This is a genomic window from Pseudomonas sp. DWP3-1-3b3 (assembly GCF_049896305.1).
GTDB classification, from domain to species: domain Bacteria; phylum Pseudomonadota; class Gammaproteobacteria; order Pseudomonadales; family Pseudomonadaceae; genus Aquipseudomonas; species Aquipseudomonas azotoformans_A.
The window spans coordinates 90,179-108,100 of sequence record NZ_JAFCUA010000010.1; the positions used below are offsets into that span (position 1 = coordinate 90,179).

Consider the following 17,922-nt stretch of genomic DNA (forward strand, 5'->3'; position numbering starts at 1 on the left):
CTCTATCTGGCGGCACCCTGTTGCTGAATCGTCTACGTTAGCGATTTAATTGCTTCTGCATATACTCAACATTAGCCATATCAAATCGGTCGTCCTTGTAACCACGTCCGCCCTCGCCATTCGTGCCTAGATCCAATTCCTTATAAAGCGCCGGTCTGTTGAGAATCGCGATGGCCGCCTGACGTTCCTCCGCAGTATATTCGCGATCAGAAGGAACCTTACCTGCCGCCTGCTCCAACTCTTTCTTATTTACATACTCATCACCGCCACCGTACTTGACGAAAAACTTTTTCATCCCATCAATAACTTCCGCATCTGACATTTCAGCAGCTTTGAGGTGATCCGATACACGAGCGATGTCGTCCCTCGAAAATCTGCCATCAAACTTTCCAGTTCCGTTTTGATCGAGTTGATTGAACAATGCAAATTTAGTCTTCAATTCCTGGGCAACTTGCATTTCCTCCGGCGTAGCAGGAGTACCATCCATACGACGGCCTGATATCACTGAGGCAAGGGATTTATCGGATATAGAGCCCGGAGTGCTCGGATCCTCCAATGAACTGAAATGAGCGTTCAACTTCGCGACAAAGTCCCCGTCTGTCGTTGGAGTAGAAGGTGTAGATACTGACGGTGCTATTTGCGACGTCTGCGGAAAATAACCCGAGTTATTTTGCATCTGCGGTGGCACAGCATATTGCGGGAAGTATTGGCTATTTATTCTCTGCTGCTGCATAGCACCATAATCGGGCCTGGGCGACGTTTGCATACCACCGCCGTAGCCGGTAGCAGATTCTTTCCCTTCAAAAAACGTTATAGCGTTCATTACATTCTCCCGGGAGATCGGGACATCTAACCCAACCCCCCCTCGAATCGACCCAACAATGTTTCTTGCCAGATGGATCAACTGATTCTCTGCCTCATCCCCCCCTTCAGACCGACTGGCATAATGTTGCAGCCCGCGCAGCGTGACACTGCCACCGCTCGCGGCCTCAAAAGCGGTAAAGTTGTTCAGGAAACTCCGCGCTACATCAGACTCTCTGACACCACTATTACCCGGCCAAGGATTATTCACTACAGCAGGAGAACAGAAATTGCTCGGGCCGTTGAATCCTACGTTGCCGCCCGACTGAAAAAGTGGTTGCTGATGATTTTGAGCTAAATAAAACATGGCGACACCTCAGATCTAGGGTTCAATAATGGTCAGCCCAGCACAATCTATTACTGGATCTACGCTCTGTCTGTGGCCAACCACACCCGAACAGTTCCGAACCCTTCAACCGTCCCTTCTCGATCACCAGGAGTTGACCGAGCGCGAGGTGGAGGTGTTGCGTTGCACCCCCTCTGAACTACCCACCAAAGGTCTGCGAAGGCCGGCGCAACGTCGGATCAAATGGGTTGATCCTTGGACCAATCGCCGCCGCTTCGCGCTTGAGCAACTCCACCACCATCGGCAACCGGCTCGGCCCCAGCCGATCACTGATGGTCGCCACACTCAACGCCGCCACTGCATGCCCATCGCGATTGAGGATCGGCACCGCCAACCCCGCCATGCCTTCCAGCACTCCGGTATTGCGTGCCGCATACCCAAGATTGCGCACGTTCTCCACTTCCGAGCGCAACAGCACTTCGTCATACAAGTGGAAGTCCTTGAGCCGTGGCAGGTTGTAGCGGATCACCGTCTCGCGCTCTTCCTCCGGCAGAAACGCCAGGATGGCCAGGCTGCCCTGCCCTACGCCCAACGCCACACGCCCGCCGATGTCCCCGGTGAAGGTGCGGATCGGGTACGGGCCTTCGCTGCGGTCCAGGCAGATTGCGTCGAAGCCGGAGCGCGCGAGCAGGAACAGCGAATCACCCAATGACGCACTCAGGCGCAGCATGCTCGGTCGCACCAGATCACGCAGATTGCCGGTCTTGCCCGCATTCGCCGCCAGGGCAAAGAACTCCAGGCTCAGGCGATAGCGCTTGCTGCGCGCGTCCTGCTCGACCATGCCTTCGTCCATCAGGCTGCGCAGCAGGCGATGGGTGGTGGGTTGGGACAGGCCCACCTGTTGCGCAAGCTGAGTGACGCGTTCGCCGCCCTCCGGCACGTCACCCAGGGTGCGCAGCAGCGCGAACAGCCGAGACACCCCACCGGAGCCAACTTCTTTGGCGCTGTCATTTCGATCAGTGGAATCCATAACAACCTATCTCTTAGTAAATTCCGGTGAGTGAATAAATATGAAAATAATAGTTCGTTCAGTGAAATTCCATCTTCCGCCCATCCTAGTCTTCGTCCTAATCTGCGTCCACAGGGGCGACATGAACAACTAACGGCAGCCGACTCAAGATCGAGCGCCAACGCACCGGCAACACTTCATTCGCATCTGCCCAAAACAAAAAAAGCGCGTTTCGACGCGACTCAAAAAAGGTGGAACGCAGACATGGCATTTCTCCAACTCAACGCCTTGAGCAAACGCTACGGCGCCGTCGATGCCGTGGTCGCCACCGACCTTGCGGTGGAAAAAGGCGAGTTCGTTTCCCTGCTCGGCCCCTCGGGCTGCGGCAAGACCACCACCCTGCAAATGATCGCCGGCTTCGTTGACGTGAGCGGCGGGCAGATCCTGCTCGACGGTCGCGACATCACCCACGCCAAACCCGCCAGCCGTGGCCTGGGCGTGGTGTTCCAGAGCTACGCGCTGTTCCCGCACATGACCGTGCGCGACAACGTTGCCTTCGGCCTGAAGATGCGCAAGGTGCCGGCGGCGCAGATCGCCAGCAAGGTCAAGACCGTATTGGAACTGGTGCGCCTGGCGCCCCACGCTGACCGTTACCCACGCGAGCTGTCCGGCGGCCAGCGCCAACGTGTGGCCCTGGCCCGTGCCCTGGTGATCGAACCGCCGGTATTGCTGCTGGATGAACCACTGTCCAACCTCGACGCCAATCTGCGCGAAGAGATGCAGTTCGAAATCCGCCGCATCCAGTGCGCCGTGGGCATCACCACCTTGATGGTCACCCACGACCAGGCCGAGGCGCTGTCGATCAGCGACCGCGTGGTGGTGATGCAGGCCGGGCGCGTGACCCAGATCGACGCGCCGTACAAGCTCTACGAATACCCGCGCACGCGGTTCATCTCTGACTTCGTCGGCAAGGCCAACCTGTTGCCGGGCGACTACGATCAGTTGGGCACTCCACAGGTCCGCCACGAAAGCGGTGACGGCGAGCTGACCCTGAGCCTGCGTCCGGAAAAGATCCAACTGGTGGACGCCGGCACCGGCCGACTGCAAGGCAAGGTGCTCGACAGCTACTTTTTCGGCAGCCAATGGCTGTATCGCATCCACACCCGCCTGGGCGAAATCACCGTGGTGCGCAGCAATGACGGCAGCGCGCCCCTCGGTTGCGGTGCAGCGGTGGGCCTGGACTGGCAAGCCAGCCTGCTGCGGGTGTTGGCGGCGGATGAGGTGCGCGCATGAGCCGGGGCTATCTGTTGTCGTTGCCCGCCCTGGTGCTGTTTGTCGGGCTGCTGATTCTGCCGTTGGGCCTGACGTTGGTGTTGTCGTTCAACGTGTTCGATTACCAGGTGGGCGTAAAGGGCAATGAGTGGACCCAGGCGCATTACCGGTCGCTGTTCAGCGATGCGTACTTCTATGAGATCTTCTGGCGCACCTTCTGGATCAGCGCCTTGGTCACCCTGCTCTGCGTGGTGATCGGCGTGCCCGAGGCTTATATCCTCAGCCGCATGGGCACCCCGTGGCGCTCGATCTTCCTGATCCTGATCCTCACGCCGCTGCTGATCTCGGTGGTGGTGCGTGCCTTTGGCTGGAGCCTGCTGCTCGGCGCGGACGGGCTGGTGAACCAAGTCATTCAGTTCCTCGGCGGGCGCCCGGTAAAGCTGTTGTACACGCCGTTCGCGGTGATCATCGCCCTGGTGCACGTGATGCTGCCGTTCATGATCATCCCGGTGTGGACCTCCCTGCAAAAGCTCGACCCGTCGGCTGAACAAGCAGCGCTGTCCCTCGGCGCCAGCCAGACCACGGTGATGCGCAAGATTGTGTTGCCGCAGGTGATGCCGGGCGTGCTGTCCGGCACGCTGATCGTGTTCGGCCTGGCGGCCAGCTCCTTTGCGATCCCCGGCCTGCTCGGCGGACGCCGCCTGAAAATGGTCGCCACCGTGGTGTACGACCAGTACCTCTCGGAACTCAACTGGCCCATGGGCGCGACCATCGCAGTGGTGCTGCTGTTGGTCAATCTGCTGATCATGCTGAGCTGGAACCGCATGGTCGAAGGCCGCTACAAAAAGTCCCTGGGGGTTTAGGCGCATGTCCAGAAACGGTCCTTTGGCCCTCGGCTTTCACACGCTGGTGGTGCTGTTCATGATGGCGCCGCTGGTGGTGGTGTGCCTGGTGGCCTTCACCCCTGAAAACACCTTGAGCCTGCCTACATCGGGCTTCTCGCTGCGCTGGTTCCGTGCGGTGTTCGAGCGCGCGGATTTTATCCAGGCGTTCTACAACAGCCTGATTTTGGCGTTTATCGCCGCGAGCCTGGCGACCTTGATTGCAGTGCCGGCCGCCTTGGCGATCAGTCGCTATCAGTTTGCGGGGCGTAATTTTTTCAGTGCGTTGTTCCTGTCGCCGATCATCATTCCGCACCTGGTCCTCGGCGTGGCGATGCTGCGCCTGTTCGCACTGATGGGCGTCAACGGCAGCTTCACCTGGCTGATGCTCGCGCACGTGGTGATCATCACGCCGTATGTGCTGCGCCTGGTGCTGGCCGCTGCCATCGGCATTGATCGCAGCGCCGAGCAGGCCGCCGAGTCCTTGGGCGCCAGTCGCTTTACGTTGTTTCGCCAGATCACCCTGCCGATGATCCTGCCCGGTGTGGCGGGCGGCTGGTTGCTGGCGTTCATCAACAGCTTCGATGAGGTGACGTTGTCGATCTTCGTCAGCTCGCCGGCGACCCAGACCCTGCCGGTGCGCATGTATGTGTACGCCACCGAGTCCATCGACCCGATGATGGCGGCGGTGTCGGCACTGGTGATTGCACTCACGGCCGCCACCATGATTTTGCTGGACCGGGTCTATGGCCTTGACCGCGTGCTGGTGGGGAAACACTGATGGCTCTGTTCAAACGCCTGGCCGAAACCCAACGCCCTGCCCTCGCCTTCACGCTGGACGGGCAACCCGCCAGCGGTTTACTCGGTGACACCTTGCTGACCGCCGTCCTGACCTGCGCTGAACACCTGCGTGGCAGTGATTTCAGCGCCGAACCGCGGGCCGGTTTCTGCCTGATGGGCGCGTGCCAGGATTGCTGGGTGCGACTTGAAGACGGGCGCCGCGTACGCGCCTGTTCGACGCTATTGGAAGAAGGCCAGGCCATCCGCCGCGAACCGGGGCGCCAGTCATGAAGCCTGTGGTGATTGTAGGCGCAGGCCCAGCCGGGATCAGCGCGGCGCGCACATTGCTCGACCATGGGATCAGACCTTGCCTGGTGGATGAAAGCCTGCGCGGTGGCGGGCAGATTTATCGGCGTCAGCCACAGGGATTTCAACGCACCGCCAAGCAGCTTTACGGATTTGAAGCACGCAAGGCCGAGGCCGTGCACCGCACAATGGATGAGCTGGCACCGCTGATCGACTACCGCCCGCAAACCCTGGTGTGGAATGCCGAGGGCGGCCGCCTGGATATGCTCAACAACGGCCGCGCCGAAAGCCTCGACTACGCGCAACTCATCGTCGCCACGGGCGCCACTGACCGCATCCTGCCCGTGCCGGGTTGGACCCTGCCGGGCGTGTACAGCCTGGGCGCGGCGCAAATCGCGCTGAAGTACCAGGGCTGCGCCATCGGCGAGCGGGTGGCGTTCTGTGGCAGCGGGCCGTTGCTGTATCTGGTGGCTTACCAGTACGCCAAGGCCGGCGCCAAGGTGGTAGCAGTGCTCGACAGCGCGCCGTTCAGTGCCCAATGCCGTGCATTGCCGGCGCTGCTAGGGCAACCGGTCACCTTGGCCAAAGGCTTGTACTACCGCGCCTGGTTGACGGCCCATGGGATTCCCGTGCATCAGGGCGCCACGCTTGAACAGATCGACGGCGCGCAACGGGTCAGCGGCATTCAATGGGCTGATCAGAGCTTGGAATGCGACGCCGTGGCCTTCGCCCATGCCCTGCGCAGCGAGACGCAACTGGCGGATTTGCTTGGCTGTGAGTTCGCCTGGAATGCCTTAAACCGCGCGTGGCTGCCACAACGGGACAGCGCCGGACGCAGCAGCGTCAACGGCGTGTACCTGGCGGGCGATGGGGCCGGGATCATGGGCGCGGACGCCGCGCAAATGGCCGGTGAACGTGCAGCGCTGGCGGTGCTGGAGGACTCGGGTGTCGCCATCGATCAGCGCCGCCCTGCTGTGCTGGAGCAACAATTGGCGGCCATCCAACGCTTTCGTCATGGTTTGGAAACCGCGTTCCCTTTTCCAGAGAACTGGGCAGTCGAAGCCCCCGATGAATTGATCCTCTGTCGCTGCGAAGAAGTCCGCGTCGGCGACGTGCGCGCGGTGGTGGATGAGGGCCACTGGGAGATCAATCGCGTCAAGGCCCACTGTCGCGTCGGCATGGGCCGCTGCCAGGGCCGGATGTGCGGGTTGGCGGCAGCGGAAATTATCGCGGAGCGCAGTGGCCGAGCCATCGAAAACGTCGGCCGCTTGCGGGGCCAGGCACCGATCAAGCCGCTGCCGTTTGGCGTGGAGGTGCAGCCGTGATTGACGTCATTGTATTGGGTGGCGGGATCGTCGGCGCGTCGGCCGCGCTGATGCTGGCGCAGAAAGGTCAACGGGTGGCACTGGTGGAGCGGGATTTCTGCGGCTCCCATTCCAGCGGCGTCAACTACGGCGGCGTGCGGCGCCAAGGTCGGCCATTGCACCAATTACCGCTGTCGCAGCGTGCCCACCAGCTGTGGGCAGACTTGCCGGGATTGATCGGTATCGACGGCGAGTACTTGCGCTCCGGTCATTTGAAGCTGGCGCGCAGTCATGCCGATTTCGCCGCGTTGCAGGCGTATGCCGAGCAGACACGCGGATTTGGCCTGGGTTTGCAGTTGCTGGATTACGCCGAGCTGCGCGCGCGATTTCCCTGGGTCGGCGATATCGCCGTCGGTGCCTCGTTGTGTCCGGAAGACGGCCACGCCAACCCACGCCTGGTGTCGCCCGCCTTTGCCCGCGCGGCGAAACAACACGGCGCGCAGGTTTATGAACAGTCGCCCGTCACACGTATCGAGCATGACGGCCAGCACTTCCAGGTTCACTGCGCCAACGGTCTGCATCTGCAAGCGCCGTGGCTGCTCAATTGCGCCGGGGCGTGGGCCGGGGCGGTGGCCGAACAGTTTGGCGAAGCGGTGCCGATGACCTCGGCACACCCGGCGATGCTGGTCACTGAGCCCTTGCCGGTGGTGATGGACGTGAGCACCGGCGTTGAAGGCGGTGGGATCTATGCGCGACAGGTCGCTCGGGGCAATTGCATCCTCGGCGGCGGTCGCGGTTTTGCCCTCGGCCCGCAACAAGCACGTCCAGGGCAAGCTGCGGTGCTGGAGATCCTGCGCAATGCCGGTGAGCTGTACCCGTTTCTCAAGGGTGCCCAGGCCATCCGCACCTGGAGTGGCACCGAAGGTTATCTACCCGATCACGAACCAGTGATCGGCCCCAGCAGCACCCAACCCGGCTTGCTCCACGGTTTCGGCTTTGCCGGCGCCGGGTTCCAGCTCGGTCCCGCGGTCGGTGAAGCCTTGGCAGAGATCGTCTGCACCGGTGCCAGCCGCCAACCCATCGAAGCGTTTTCCATCCGTCGTTTCCAAGCCTGAGAGGAAAAACATCCATGAACCCACGTATTGCGCTGTCCTGCTTGTCCCTCGCTCTGCTCGCCTCAACGGCGCACGCCGCGCCCACGCTGTACCTGGGCATGAACGGCGGCACCATGGAACGGGTGTACGCCGACAAGGTGCTGCCCGCGTTCGAAAAGGCCAATAACGTCAAGGTGGTGATCGTGCCCGGCACCTCGTCGGACATCCTCGCCAAGGTCCAGGCCAACAAAGACAACCCGCAGATGCACGTGATGTTCCTCGACGACGGCATCATGTACCGCGCCATCTCCATGGGCCTGTGCGACAAGCTGGCGCCCAGCCCGACCCTGGAGCAGATCCCCGCCAAGGCGAAGATCAAGGAACACGCCGTGGCCGTGACCCTCGGCGTCACCGGCCTGGGCTACAACGCCAAGATGTTCAAGGAAAAGGGCTGGGCCGCACCCACCTCGTGGATGGACCTGGCCGACCCGCGCTTCAAGGACAAAGTGGTGTTCCAGTCCCTGGCCTCCTCCACCTTCGGACTGCATGGTTTCCTGATGTTCAACCGCCTCCAGGGCGGCGACGAAACCAACGTCGACCCCGGCTTCAAGGCCTGGCCAAAAACCGTCGGCCCCAACGTACTGGAATACATCGCCAGCTCCGCGAAGATCTCTGAAATGGTGCAGACCGACGAAGCAGCAATCTTCCCGCTGACGCCCACCCAGGTCGCCACCCAGAAACTGCTCGGCGTGCCCATGGAATATGCGCAACCCAAGGAAGGCGCGGTGGTGCTGAACGTGGCCGAATGCGTGATCGCGCGCAACGACCAGCCGGAACTGGCGCAGAAACTCGCCGCGTTTTTGCTGACCGCCCAAGCCCAGGCCCCGGCGCTGGAAGAAGGTGACCAGATCCCGTCCAACCCGACCACGCCAACCACCGACAAGACCCGCGCACGGGTGGAAGCGATGCAGGGTTACTTGCAGACGGCAATTTCGATTGATTGGGACCAGGTCAACCAGGCGCGGCCGGAGTGGAATGCGCGGTGGAGTCGGTCGATCGAGCGTTGATCAAAGGGGAACAATCGGCAGCGCACGCTTGTGCGCTGTCTTGCTGTACGCGCCCTCGACAATCGCTCTCACCCGCTCACTCACTGGTTCACCCATCAGGTACGCGTCGATCTCTGCGTAAGTGCAGCCGTAGGCGTGTTCATCCAGCTTGCCCGGCACAAGCTCTTCCAGGTCCGCAGTCGGGTGTTTGTGCACCAGGTTGTCCGGGGCGCCAAGGGCCGTGGCGAGCAGGCGCACCTGGGTTTTGGTCAGGCCCGACAACGGAGCCAAGTCACAGGCGCCGTCGCCGAACTTGGTGAAAAACCCCATCAACGCTTCAGCGCCGTGGTCGGTGCCGACCACCAGGCCGTTGTGCAGGTTGGCCACGGCGTACTGGGCGATCATCCGTGTGCGTGCCTTGACGTTGCCCTTGATGAAATCGACATGGGCGGCGCTGGCTTCAGTGGCGGTCAGGCTGGCCATGAGGCCGTCGACGCTGGCGGCGATGTTGAGGGTGTCGATCTGGTCCGGGGTGATGAAGTCCAGGGAGGCCTGGGCGTCGCGTTCGTCGGCCTGGGTTTTGTAGGGCAGGCGCATGGCGATGAAGCGTGCAGCGTAGCCTTCGCCGCGCAGTTGCTCCACGGCCAACTGGCACAGACGGCCGGCGGTGAGTGAGTCAACACCCCCGCTGATGCCCAGTACCAACGCCTTGCCGCCGGAGCCGCGCAAGGTGGTCTTGATGAAGTCGATGCGCCGCTGGATCTCTTTGGCTTCGCCGCCTTTGACCAGTTGCCGATTGATGTTCAGTTCCTGTGCGATACGTGCTTGCATGTCACACCTCCACGCTGCCGACATTGAATACGTGTGCTGCGTACTGCAAAAACGAGGCGTCTTCGCAGACGTTCTTGATCGGATCATCCGAGAATTTCACCACCGGTTCGCCGTGCACCCGCACCAGTTTCATCACGATACTCAGCGGTTCGACGCCCTCCACATCGCAGGCCAGGCTGGTGCCCATGCCGAAGCCAAATTTGGCCTTGCCACGCACGTGACGCAGGATCGGCAGGCATTTTTCGAAATTCAGGCCGTCAGAGAACATCAGGTCCTTGGTCATCGGATCGATGCCCAGTTGCTGGTAGCGGGCCAGCACTTTGTCGGCCCAGATGATCGGGTCGCCGGAGTCCTGGCGCAGGCCGTCATACAGCTTGGCGAAGTAAAGGTCGAAGTCCTTGAGGAAGAAGTCGGTGCTGATGCAGTCGGTCAGGGCGATGCCCAGGCGACCACGGTATTCGCGTACCCAGTTTTCCAGGGCGGCGTTCTGGCTTTCGCGCAGGCGACCCAGTTGCTGGTGCACCATCAGCCATTGGTGGGCCATGGTGCCGATCAGCGGCAGGTCGAATTCGTAGGCCAGGTGCGCATTGCTGGTGCCGACGAACTGGCCAGGGAAGTCGCGACGCATGATGTCGACCACTTCACGCTGGGCCTTGAACGACAAGCGACGCCGGGTGGAAAAGTCAGACACACGTAGGTCGGCGAGTTCTTCGCGGCTGAGGTTTTTCTGCAGCCAGTCGAATTTCTGGTAAAGCTTGCGGGTGACATCTTCCAGGGTCACGTCGGGGTATTTGTTGCGGTTGCGCAGCTCACTGACCAGGGCCAGGACCGGCTGTTCGAACATGATGCAGTGCAGCATCGGGCCGACCACGCGGATGTTGAGTTGGCCGTCGATTTCGCTGACGTGGATATAGCGCAGGTTGAAGCGGAACAGACCGAGGAAACGCTCGTAGTCCGGGGTGAGGTATTCGCGAAAGCGTGGATTGAACAGAAAGCGCAGCTCACCTTCGCGCATACGCAGGCTGGCGAGTTGCTCCAACTCGGCACGGATTTCGGGAATCAGGTGACCGAGCTTTTCCTTGGACCGCACGATGAAGTTGTACTCCACATCGACATTGGGGTACTGGTGCAACACGGCCTGCATCATGGTGAAGGTGTAGTAGTCGGTGTCGAGCAAACCCTGGATAACGGGTGTTTCGTAGTCGTAGGCACTTTCCATGGTGTGTCTCCTTAACGCGCGGCCATCGCGGCCAGTTCTTCGCGGGTGCTGCTGATGACAGCACCGGCATTGAGCAACTCATTGACCGCCTGTACGCCGCCCTCCTGCGTAATGGCCCGGCACGCCGGCAAGTGCAAAACCACTTCCAGGCCAGCCTTGAGCAGTTGCAAGGCGGTGGTCTTGACGCAGTAGTCCAAAGCCAGGCCGCCGACGATGACGCGGGTCACGCCCTGGGCCTTCAAGTACTCGATCACGCCGGTAGACAGTTTGTCGTGCAGGTCGTGGTAGCAGGCGCCGTAGGGGTGCAGGTCGGGTTCCACGCCTTTCCAGATGAAGTAGTCGTAGTCATAAGGCGTGGGCAATTCATCCAGCAAGGTGAAGCCCTCGGTGCCCGGCACACAATGGCTCACCCAGGTCACATCGGCGTGAGCCAGGCCGGTGGGTTGCAGCATCTCGCTGTGCTGCGACACCACCCAGGGCGCGTGCGGGGTATGGGCGTCCTTGCTGCCGACGCGATGGCCAGCCAGGCTCGCCATGTAGTTGAGCTCGGCACCGATCTGGTCGCCACCGGCCACAGGCAACTCACTGGGGCACAGCGGCGTGAAGCTCTTCTGGGCGTCGACATCGAATGAAGCAATGGCGGATATCGAAAAGGTCATGATGGTTCTCCTGTGGCCTGGAGACAAAAGTACACGTCATGTACTTTCATTGCAAGAAACATTTGGTTGTCTACCCTGGAGCAAGTACATGACATATCTGCTCGATTGGTTAGACTGTGCGTCATCGCTGTCTAGAAGGACGTCCACATGCCCCTGAGCCCCTACCTCCACACCGTCGACCTGTGCGTAGTGTTTTATTGCCGCGCCTCAGGGGAGCTGAAATTGCTGCTGAACAAGCGCGACGCCGAGCCCTTCACCGGGCACTGGGCGCTGCCGGGCGTGGTGGTGAATGGCGGCGTGCAAGATCTGAGCCTCAAGGATGCGGTGGAGCGCTTGCGGGCGAGTGACAAAGTGGGCCTGGCGCTGGCGTGGAGCGAGCAAGTGGGCACGGTGGGGGATGCGTTTCGTGATCCGCGCTGCTGGTCGTCGTCCACTTACTACCTGGCGATCGTGGCGGATGAGGTAGCGCTGGGTGAGCATCAGGCCTGGTTTTCACTGGCGGGGGTCGCGGATGGCCGCATCAAGCTGCCGTTCGATCACAACAGCATCGTGGCCGCCGTGCAGGAGCGCTTGTTCTCCAAGTCGCTGTACAGCAGCTTGCCGCTGATGTTCCTGGGTGATGAGTTCAGCGCGCCGGAAGCGACCACGATCTTTTCCCTGGTGCTGGGGCGGCCGGTGTTGAAGACCAGTATTCGCCAGCGCCTGCTGAAGCTGACTGAGGCGGGGTTTCTGCGCGAGACCGGGCGCAAGAAGAATGGTGAAGGCGGCAGGCCCCAGGCGACGGTGACGGTTCTAAAACCAGGAGAAATCTACTTCTTCGACCGCAGTTTTGCCGAATAGCCTCGATTCAAGAAACGAAGAAAATCAAATGTGGGAGCTGGCTTGCCTGCGATAGCTTACTGTCAGTTGAAACTTTACTGCCTGACACACCGCCATCGCAGGCAAGCCAGCTCCCACATTTTGATCGGTGCATGGCTTAACTCATCCAATTGCCGCCATCGACGTTATAGGTCTGGGCCACCACATAGTCGGCGTCCTTCGAGGCCAGGAAAACCGCCATGCCGGTCAAATCCTCCGCCGTGCCCATCCGCCCAAACGGCACCTCATCCCCTACCCGCTTTTTCTTCTCGCCAGGCGCCAGCCCCTCATGCCTGGCAAACAACGCATCCACGCCATCCCAATGCTCGCCATCCACCACGCCCGGAGCAATGGCGTTGACGTTGATCCCCTGCTTGATCAGGTTCAACCCCGCCGATTGCGTCAGGCTGATCACCGCCGCCTTGGTCGCGCAGTAGATCGCCACCAACGGCTCGCCACGGCGTCCGGCCTGGCTGGCCATGTTGATGATCTTGCCGCCATGGCCCTGGCTGATCATCTGCCGCGCGGCGGCCTGCAAGGTGAACAGCGTGCCGGCGACGTTGATCGAGAACAGCCGTTCGTAGCTGTCGCGGGTGATGTCGACGATGGGCGCCAAGTCGAACAATGCGGCGTTGTTGATGAGGATATCCAGCTTGCCCGCCTGGGCCACCACGGCGGCAATCGCGCTGTCGATGGACGCCTGGTCGGTGACATCCATGGCGACGGCATAAGCCTGTGGGCCCAGTTCAGCGGCTGTGACCTGGGCCCGTTGCAGGTTGATGTCGGCGATGGCCACGGTGGCGCCCTCGGCGATGTAGGCCTGGGCAAAGGCGCGGCCGATGCCACGCGCTGAACCGGTGATCAGTGCGCTCTTGCCTTCAAGTCGTTTCATGAAAAGGTCCTGTTGAAGTTATTTCGGATAGCCGGCGCGTTTCATTTCGCGCTCGGTGGTGGACTGGGCTTCCAGCAAGGCCTGGTCAACCGACATGCCACCGGTCAGCGCCGCAGAGAACAGCTTGCCGACCGAGGTGCCGATCGCCTGAAACTCGGGAATGGTCACGTATTGGATGCCTACGTACGGCACCGGCTTGGCAGACGGGTGCGCGGGGTCGGCGTGCTTCATCATTTCCAGGGTCACCTGGGCAAACGGGGCGGCCTTCAAGTACGCCTCGCTGTAGGTAGATTGTCGGGTGCCCGGCGGTACGTTGGTGATGCCTTCTTTATCAGCGACCAACTGGATGTACTCCTTGGAAGTCGCCCAACTGATGAAGGCCTTGGCGGCGTCCTTGTGCTTGGACGTGGCCGGAATTGCCAGGGACCAGGCATACAGCCATGACGAGCCTTTATCGGTGACTTCGGTAGGCGCGGCAGCGAAACCGACGCTGTCGGCGACCTTGCTCTGGCTCTTGTCGGTGGTGAAGGAACCGGCGACGCTGGCATCCACCCAGATCGCGCACTTGCCGCTGTTGAACAGCGCCAGGGTTTCGTTGAAACCATTGCTGGACACCCCCGGCGGGCCGTATTGCTTGAGGGTATTGACGTAGAAGTTGGCGGCCGCCGTCCACTCGGGGCTGGTCAGCTCGGGCTTCCACTGCTCGTCGAACCAGCGTGCACCAAAGGCATTGGCCATGGTGCTCAGCAAGGCGATGTTCTCGCCCCAGCCGGCCTTGCCGCGCAGGCACAGGCCGTATTGGTCCTTGTCCCTGGCGGTGAGTTTGGCCGCGAACTCGCCGAGTTGGGTCCAGGTAGGATGCGCGGGCATGCTCAACCCGGCCTGCTTGAACAGGTCGGTGCGGTAGTAGGTGACGGTGCTTTCGCCGTAGAACGGCAAGGCGTACAGGGTGTTGTTGACCGACAGGCCCTGGCGCACCGAAGGGAAGATATCGTCGGCGTCATAATCGGCCGGCAGCTGGGTCAAGGGTTCAAGCCAGTGCTTGGCGCCCCAGAGAGGGGTTTCGTACGTGCCGATGGTCAGCACGTCGAACTGCCCGCCCTGGGTAGCGATGTCGGTGGTGAGGCGCTGGCGCAGCACGTTTTCTTCCAGCACCACCCAGTTGAGCTTGATGTCCGGATGCTGCGCTTCGAACACCTTGGACAGGCGCTGCATGCGGATCATGTCGCTGTTGTTGACCGTGGCGATGGTCACGGTGTCGGCGGCGTGGCTGGGCATGGCCAGCGCCAGGCCGGAAAGCAGGAGCAACGCTTGCGGGAGCTTGGACATAGCGGTTTCTACCTGTTGTTTTTGTTGTTGAGGGCCGATTACAGCAGCTTGGCCAAGCCCCCACAAACGCCTGGAGGATGGGCGACTGGTACTTTTTTAACCTGGATATCAAAGTTAAAAAAGTATCAGTGCCAGGCGAAACCAGGGGTAGCGCGCTCACGGTTGAGGCGCGTATTTTGGAGCGATTCCAAGAACCCTAAGAACCCCACCATGCCCATCAGCCGCGCCAAGCTGTTCGAGCACCGCCCCGCCGAACTCGAAGTGATCCTGCCCGAGCCGGACCATTGCTTCCGCTGGTTCGAACATGACTACCCCTACGACCTGGCGCGCTGGAACCACCATCCCGAATTTGAAATCCACCTGATCCGCCAAGGCAGCGGCAAACTGGTCGCGGGCGACTACATCGGTGCGTTCAGTGCCGGCCATGTGGCCCTGATCGGCCCCGACCTGCCCCACGACTGGATCGGTGAACTCGCCCCCGGCGACTACCTGAGCGGTCGCGATGTGGTGTTGCAATTCGACGGCGCCGCCCTCCTCGCCCTGCGCAAGACCCTGCCGGAACTCGGTGACCTGCAACCGCTGTTCGAGCATGCCCGGCGCGGGCTGGAGTTCACCGGCGACACCGCGTTGCAGGCTGCGAGCTTGATGGAAGCCATCGGCAGCGCCCACGGCCTGCAACGCTTGATCCTGTTCCTGCAACTGCTCGACACCCTGAAGAACGCCCCGATGCAACAGGTCAAGGCCCTCGCCAGCCCATGCTATGCGCCGACGTTGGATGCACGCAGCGCCGAACGCATCAACAAGGCGTTCGACTATCTGATGCGCGAGCTGACCGGCGATGTGCGCCTGTCGGTGATTGCGCAACAGTTGGAAATGAGCGAGCCGGGCTTCTCACGCTTCTTCAAACGCAACACCGGCCACGGCTTTATCGACCTGATGCGCAAGTTCCGTGTACAGCGCGCCTGCCGACTGCTGCTGCAAAGCGACATGTCAGTGGCGGACATCTGCTTTGAAGTGGGCTACGCCAACCTGTCAAATTTCAATCGACATTTTCGTATCGAAATGCACCAGACGCCGAGTGACTATCGACGGGAAACCGCGATGCATCTGTTCCAGCACATTGAAAAAATGACACCCAGTCAATTCTGACCAAAAGGTCGACTAAATCCCGTTTTTTTCAACTTGATCAACCGATTGAGCAAACTTGGTACAGCCTGTGCAAACGTTTGCGGTACGAACTTGCCAGCCAAGTTCACCCTTACCCGAAGAATCGGGTTCAAACCGCGTACGAATAGGGATTTTCAATGCACTTCACCTCAAGGCGTTCTGCCTCCTTTGGTGTTTCCTTGCTACTGGCTGCCGTTACGGGAGTACTCAGCGCTCCCATTTTGGCGCAGCAAAAACCCGTGGATGATTCAGCACAGGGCGAAACCCTCAGCCCGGAAGCCAGCCCGGCGAAAAAAGGCGTGTACCTGTCGGACTGGTTCAACCAGGACCTGACATTGATCGGCAGCAAAGACATCAGCTTCGGCCCCAAGCCACAGGATGATGTCTACCTGGAATACGAGTACTTCGGCCGCAAGGGGCCTTTTGAGCTGTACGGCTACATCGACGTGCCGAAGATCCTCACCATCGGTAACAGTAATGACAAAGGCGTGTGGGACCATGGCTCCCCGGTGTTCATGGAGCACGAGCCGCGTATCTCCATCGACTACCTGGCGGGCCGCAGCCTGGCCATCGGGCCGTTCAAGGAGTGGTACGTGGCGTTCGACTGGATCTACGACCATGGTAGCCGCAAGGAAAACCGCGCCAACACTCTGTACAGCGGCCTCGGCACCGACATCGACACCCATTCGCGGGTGAACCTGTCGGCCAACTTCTACGGGCGTTACCAGTGGGAAAACTACGGCGCCAGCAATGAATACTCATGGGATGGCTACCGTGCGCAGATGAAGTACATCGTGCCCATCGGCAAGTTTGATAACGGTGCTTCGCTGACCTACATCGGCTTCACCAACTACGATTTCGGCTCCGACCTGCACAAGGACAACCCGGCGCGCACCGCCAACTCGCTGGTCGCGACCAATGTGCTGCTGTACTCGTTCACCCACCTGCGTTTCACCCTGGTCGGCCGTTACTTCCATAACGGCGGCAACTGGGAAGACGGCAGTGAGTTGAATTTCGGCGAAGGCAACTTCCGCGCCCGTTCCGATGGCTGGGGTTACTACGCCGGCGTAGGCTACCAATTCTGATCAAGGAGCTTTAGATGAACGCGCTTACCCGTCTCTCCCTGGCTGTCAGCCTGGCCCTACTGCCCCATGTGGTGTTGGCCGATACGCCTGCACCGATCAAACCCAAGGTCATGCTGATCACCATGTTCGCCCCTGAGGCGCAAACCTGGATCGATCGCCTGGAACTCAAGCAGGAAGTCCGCGTACCAGGGCTGTCGGCCGAATACCCGGTGATCCGCTGCAACACCCAGGACGTGTGCCTGTTGGTCACCGGCATGGGCCAGACCAACGCCGCCGCGTCCACCCTGGCCTTGGCCTTGTCGCCCAAATTCGACCTGCGCCAGAGCTATTTCCTGATCGCCGGGATCGCCGGCATCAGCCCCAAGCACGGCACCATCGGCACCGCCGCCTGGGCGCATTACCTGGTGGAATTCGGCACCCAGTGGGAGTTGGATTCGCGGGACGCGCCCAAGGATTGGCCGACGGGTTATATCGGCATCAACACCAAAGGCCCCAACGAGAAACCACCGTTGGACTACAAGACCGAAGTGTTTGAGCTAAACCCCAAGTTGCAGGCCAAGGCGTTTGCCTTGTCACAAAAAGTGGAGCTGACCGAAAGCAAGGAGTCCGCCGCCTGGCGCAAACACTACCCCGCCGCCCCGGCCAACCAGCCGCCGCAAGTCACCCGCTGCGACACCCTGGCGGGCAACACCTGGTTTTCCGGTACACGCCTGAGCGAACGCGCCGAAGTCTGGACCAAGCTGTTGACCGACAACAAAGGCGAATACTGCACCACCCAACAGGAAGACAACTCCACCTACGAAGCCCTGCTGCGCGCCAGCCGCGAAGGCCTGGTGGATATCCAGCGCCTGGCGGTGGTACGTGCAGGCTCGGACTTCGACCGCCCGTACCCTGGCTACAGCGAAGTGGACAACCTGCTGAAGTACGCGGATCAGGGCGGTTTTGTGCCGGCGCTGGAGAACCTGTACCGCACGGGCAACCCGCTGGTACAGGCGATTCTCAACAACTGGTCGGCCTGGGAGAAAGGTGTTCCCGAAGCCTGA

At 60.9% G+C, this 17,922-nt stretch carries 18 protein-coding genes; 11 read left to right on the forward strand and 7 right to left on the reverse strand.

The window, feature by feature from the left end; genetic code table 11:
• Nucleotides 1–37: 37 nt before the first annotated feature.
• Both ACP7BX_RS25560 and ACP7BX_RS25565 read right to left on the reverse strand, forming a co-directional pair.
• Nucleotides 38–1,168 (reverse strand): hypothetical protein, encoded by a 1,131-nt coding sequence (locus tag ACP7BX_RS25560; protein ID WP_426127898.1) that lies wholly within the window; start codon nucleotides 1,166–1,168, stop codon nucleotides 38–40.
• 178 nt (nucleotides 1,169–1,346) lie between these two features.
• On the reverse strand, nucleotides 1,347–2,177 hold the full coding sequence (locus tag ACP7BX_RS25565) for an IclR family transcriptional regulator (protein WP_178953162.1): 831 nt from the start codon (nucleotides 2,175–2,177) through the stop codon (nucleotides 1,347–1,349).
• A 243-nt stretch (nucleotides 2,178–2,420) separates the two neighbouring features.
• Here ACP7BX_RS25565 and ACP7BX_RS25570 point away from each other — a divergent pair, with 243 nt between their 5' ends.
• From ACP7BX_RS25570 to ACP7BX_RS25600, 7 genes are read left to right on the forward strand one after another with little or no spacing between them, the layout of a single operon-like run.
• On the forward strand, nucleotides 2,421–3,449 hold the full coding sequence (locus tag ACP7BX_RS25570) for an ABC transporter ATP-binding protein (protein ID WP_426127895.1): 1,029 nt from the start codon (nucleotides 2,421–2,423) through the stop codon (nucleotides 3,447–3,449).
• The gene (locus tag ACP7BX_RS25575) at nucleotides 3,446–4,291 is read left to right on the forward strand and encodes an ABC transporter permease (protein ID WP_426127893.1); all 846 of its coding nucleotides are present in this window, start codon (nucleotides 3,446–3,448) and stop codon (nucleotides 4,289–4,291) included. The genes ACP7BX_RS25570 and ACP7BX_RS25575 overlap by 4 nt, the downstream gene beginning before the upstream one ends.
• A 4-nt stretch (nucleotides 4,292–4,295) precedes the next feature.
• On the forward strand, nucleotides 4,296–5,090 hold the full coding sequence (locus tag ACP7BX_RS25580) for an ABC transporter permease (RefSeq protein WP_426127891.1): 795 nt from the start codon (nucleotides 4,296–4,298) through the stop codon (nucleotides 5,088–5,090).
• A complete protein-coding gene (locus ACP7BX_RS25585) occupies nucleotides 5,090–5,380 on the forward strand; it encodes a (2Fe-2S)-binding protein (protein WP_038846668.1) in 291 nt (96 codons plus the stop codon). Before ACP7BX_RS25580 ends, ACP7BX_RS25585 begins: the two co-directional genes overlap by 1 nt.
• On the forward strand, nucleotides 5,377–6,720 hold the full coding sequence (locus ACP7BX_RS25590; protein ID WP_426127889.1) for an FAD-dependent oxidoreductase: 1,344 nt from the start codon (nucleotides 5,377–5,379) through the stop codon (nucleotides 6,718–6,720). Before ACP7BX_RS25585 ends, ACP7BX_RS25590 begins: the two co-directional genes overlap by 4 nt.
• Nucleotides 6,717–7,814 (forward strand): NAD(P)/FAD-dependent oxidoreductase, encoded by a 1,098-nt coding sequence (locus ACP7BX_RS25595; protein ID WP_426127887.1) that lies wholly within the window; start codon nucleotides 6,717–6,719, stop codon nucleotides 7,812–7,814. Before ACP7BX_RS25590 ends, ACP7BX_RS25595 begins: the two co-directional genes overlap by 4 nt.
• Nucleotides 7,815–7,828: 14 nt before the next feature.
• Nucleotides 7,829–8,860 (forward strand): ABC transporter substrate-binding protein, encoded by a 1,032-nt coding sequence (locus tag ACP7BX_RS25600; RefSeq protein ID WP_426127885.1) that lies wholly within the window; start codon nucleotides 7,829–7,831, stop codon nucleotides 8,858–8,860.
• On the opposite strand, the gene nadE is transcribed toward ACP7BX_RS25600, so the two are convergent.
• Genes nadE through ACP7BX_RS25615 form a run of 3 tightly spaced genes read right to left on the reverse strand, consistent with a single transcriptional unit; the run spans nucleotide 8,861 to nucleotide 11,548 of the window.
• Nucleotides 8,861–9,670, reverse strand: a complete 810-nt coding sequence (gene nadE, locus ACP7BX_RS25605) for an ammonia-dependent NAD(+) synthetase (protein WP_426127883.1) — start codon at nucleotides 9,668–9,670, stop codon at nucleotides 8,861–8,863.
• Between the two features lies 1 nt (nucleotide 9,671).
• Nucleotides 9,672–10,889 (reverse strand): nicotinate phosphoribosyltransferase, encoded by a 1,218-nt coding sequence (gene pncB / locus ACP7BX_RS25610; RefSeq protein WP_426127881.1) that lies wholly within the window; start codon nucleotides 10,887–10,889, stop codon nucleotides 9,672–9,674.
• 11 nt (nucleotides 10,890–10,900) lie between these two features.
• Nucleotides 10,901–11,548 (reverse strand): nicotinamidase, encoded by a 648-nt coding sequence (locus ACP7BX_RS25615; RefSeq protein ID WP_426127879.1) that lies wholly within the window; start codon nucleotides 11,546–11,548, stop codon nucleotides 10,901–10,903.
• 147 nt (nucleotides 11,549–11,695) lie between these two features.
• Between ACP7BX_RS25615 and ACP7BX_RS25620 the strand changes: the two genes are divergently transcribed.
• On the forward strand, nucleotides 11,696–12,388 hold the full coding sequence (locus tag ACP7BX_RS25620; protein ID WP_314532357.1) for an NUDIX hydrolase: 693 nt from the start codon (nucleotides 11,696–11,698) through the stop codon (nucleotides 12,386–12,388).
• 136 nt (nucleotides 12,389–12,524) lie between these two features.
• On the opposite strand, the gene ACP7BX_RS25625 is transcribed toward ACP7BX_RS25620, so the two are convergent.
• Both ACP7BX_RS25625 and ACP7BX_RS25630 read right to left on the reverse strand, forming a co-directional pair.
• Nucleotides 12,525–13,298 carry an L-iditol 2-dehydrogenase gene (locus ACP7BX_RS25625; protein ID WP_314532355.1) on the reverse strand — a complete coding sequence of 258 codons (774 nt, stop codon included), beginning with the start codon at nucleotides 13,296–13,298 and terminating at the stop codon, nucleotides 12,525–12,527.
• Nucleotides 13,299–13,316: 18 nt separating this feature from the next.
• On the reverse strand, nucleotides 13,317–14,576 hold the full coding sequence (locus tag ACP7BX_RS25630; protein WP_426127964.1) for an ABC transporter substrate-binding protein: 1,260 nt from the start codon (nucleotides 14,574–14,576) through the stop codon (nucleotides 13,317–13,319).
• Between the two features lie 261 nt (nucleotides 14,577–14,837).
• On the opposite strand from ACP7BX_RS25630, the gene ACP7BX_RS25635 reads away from it, so the two are divergent.
• From ACP7BX_RS25635 to ACP7BX_RS25645, 3 genes are all read left to right on the forward strand, one after another.
• Nucleotides 14,838–15,776 carry a helix-turn-helix domain-containing protein gene (locus tag ACP7BX_RS25635; protein WP_426127876.1) on the forward strand — a complete coding sequence of 313 codons (939 nt, stop codon included), beginning with the start codon at nucleotides 14,838–14,840 and terminating at the stop codon, nucleotides 15,774–15,776.
• Between the two features lie 155 nt (nucleotides 15,777–15,931).
• A complete protein-coding gene (locus tag ACP7BX_RS25640; protein WP_426127874.1) occupies nucleotides 15,932–16,879 on the forward strand; it encodes a nucleoside-specific channel-forming protein Tsx in 948 nt (315 codons plus the stop codon).
• Between the two features lie 14 nt (nucleotides 16,880–16,893).
• Complete coding sequence (locus tag ACP7BX_RS25645; RefSeq protein ID WP_426127872.1) at nucleotides 16,894–17,922, forward strand: purine-nucleoside phosphorylase; 1,029 nt, start codon at nucleotides 16,894–16,896, stop codon at nucleotides 17,920–17,922.

What these genes read in the sequence shown, in the direction of transcription:
- ACP7BX_RS25600 (WP_426127885.1), top strand. Translation starts at nt 7,829, where the DNA reads ATGAACCCACGTATTGCGCTGTCCTGCTTGTCCCTCGCTCTGCTCGCC.
- ACP7BX_RS25630 (WP_426127964.1), bottom strand. Translation starts at nt 14,576, where the DNA reads ATGCCCAGCCACGCCGCCGACACCGTGACCATCGCCACGGTCAACAAC.
- ACP7BX_RS25585 (WP_038846668.1), top strand. Translation starts at nt 5,090, where the DNA reads ATGGCTCTGTTCAAACGCCTGGCCGAAACCCAACGCCCTGCCCTCGCC.
- ACP7BX_RS25560 (WP_426127898.1), bottom strand. Translation starts at nt 1,168, where the DNA reads ATGTTTTATTTAGCTCAAAATCATCAGCAACCACTTTTTCAGTCGGGC.
- ACP7BX_RS25635 (WP_426127876.1), top strand. Translation starts at nt 14,838, where the DNA reads ATGCCCATCAGCCGCGCCAAGCTGTTCGAGCACCGCCCCGCCGAACTC.
- ACP7BX_RS25625 (WP_314532355.1), bottom strand. Translation starts at nt 13,298, where the DNA reads ATGAAACGACTTGAAGGCAAGAGCGCACTGATCACCGGTTCAGCGCGT.
- ACP7BX_RS25575 (WP_426127893.1), top strand. Translation starts at nt 3,446, where the DNA reads ATGAGCCGGGGCTATCTGTTGTCGTTGCCCGCCCTGGTGCTGTTTGTC.
- ACP7BX_RS25580 (WP_426127891.1), top strand. Translation starts at nt 4,296, where the DNA reads ATGTCCAGAAACGGTCCTTTGGCCCTCGGCTTTCACACGCTGGTGGTG.
- ACP7BX_RS25620 (WP_314532357.1), top strand. Translation starts at nt 11,696, where the DNA reads ATGCCCCTGAGCCCCTACCTCCACACCGTCGACCTGTGCGTAGTGTTT.
- ACP7BX_RS25590 (WP_426127889.1), top strand. Translation starts at nt 5,377, where the DNA reads ATGAAGCCTGTGGTGATTGTAGGCGCAGGCCCAGCCGGGATCAGCGCG.
- ACP7BX_RS25645 (WP_426127872.1), top strand. Translation starts at nt 16,894, where the DNA reads ATGAACGCGCTTACCCGTCTCTCCCTGGCTGTCAGCCTGGCCCTACTG.
- ACP7BX_RS25615 (WP_426127879.1), bottom strand. Translation starts at nt 11,548, where the DNA reads ATGACCTTTTCGATATCCGCCATTGCTTCATTCGATGTCGACGCCCAG.
- ACP7BX_RS25640 (WP_426127874.1), top strand. Translation starts at nt 15,932, where the DNA reads ATGCACTTCACCTCAAGGCGTTCTGCCTCCTTTGGTGTTTCCTTGCTA.
- pncB (WP_426127881.1), bottom strand. Translation starts at nt 10,889, where the DNA reads ATGGAAAGTGCCTACGACTACGAAACACCCGTTATCCAGGGTTTGCTC.
- nadE (WP_426127883.1), bottom strand. Translation starts at nt 9,670, where the DNA reads ATGCAAGCACGTATCGCACAGGAACTGAACATCAATCGGCAACTGGTC.
- ACP7BX_RS25565 (WP_178953162.1), bottom strand. Translation starts at nt 2,177, where the DNA reads ATGGATTCCACTGATCGAAATGACAGCGCCAAAGAAGTTGGCTCCGGT.
- ACP7BX_RS25570 (WP_426127895.1), top strand. Translation starts at nt 2,421, where the DNA reads ATGGCATTTCTCCAACTCAACGCCTTGAGCAAACGCTACGGCGCCGTC.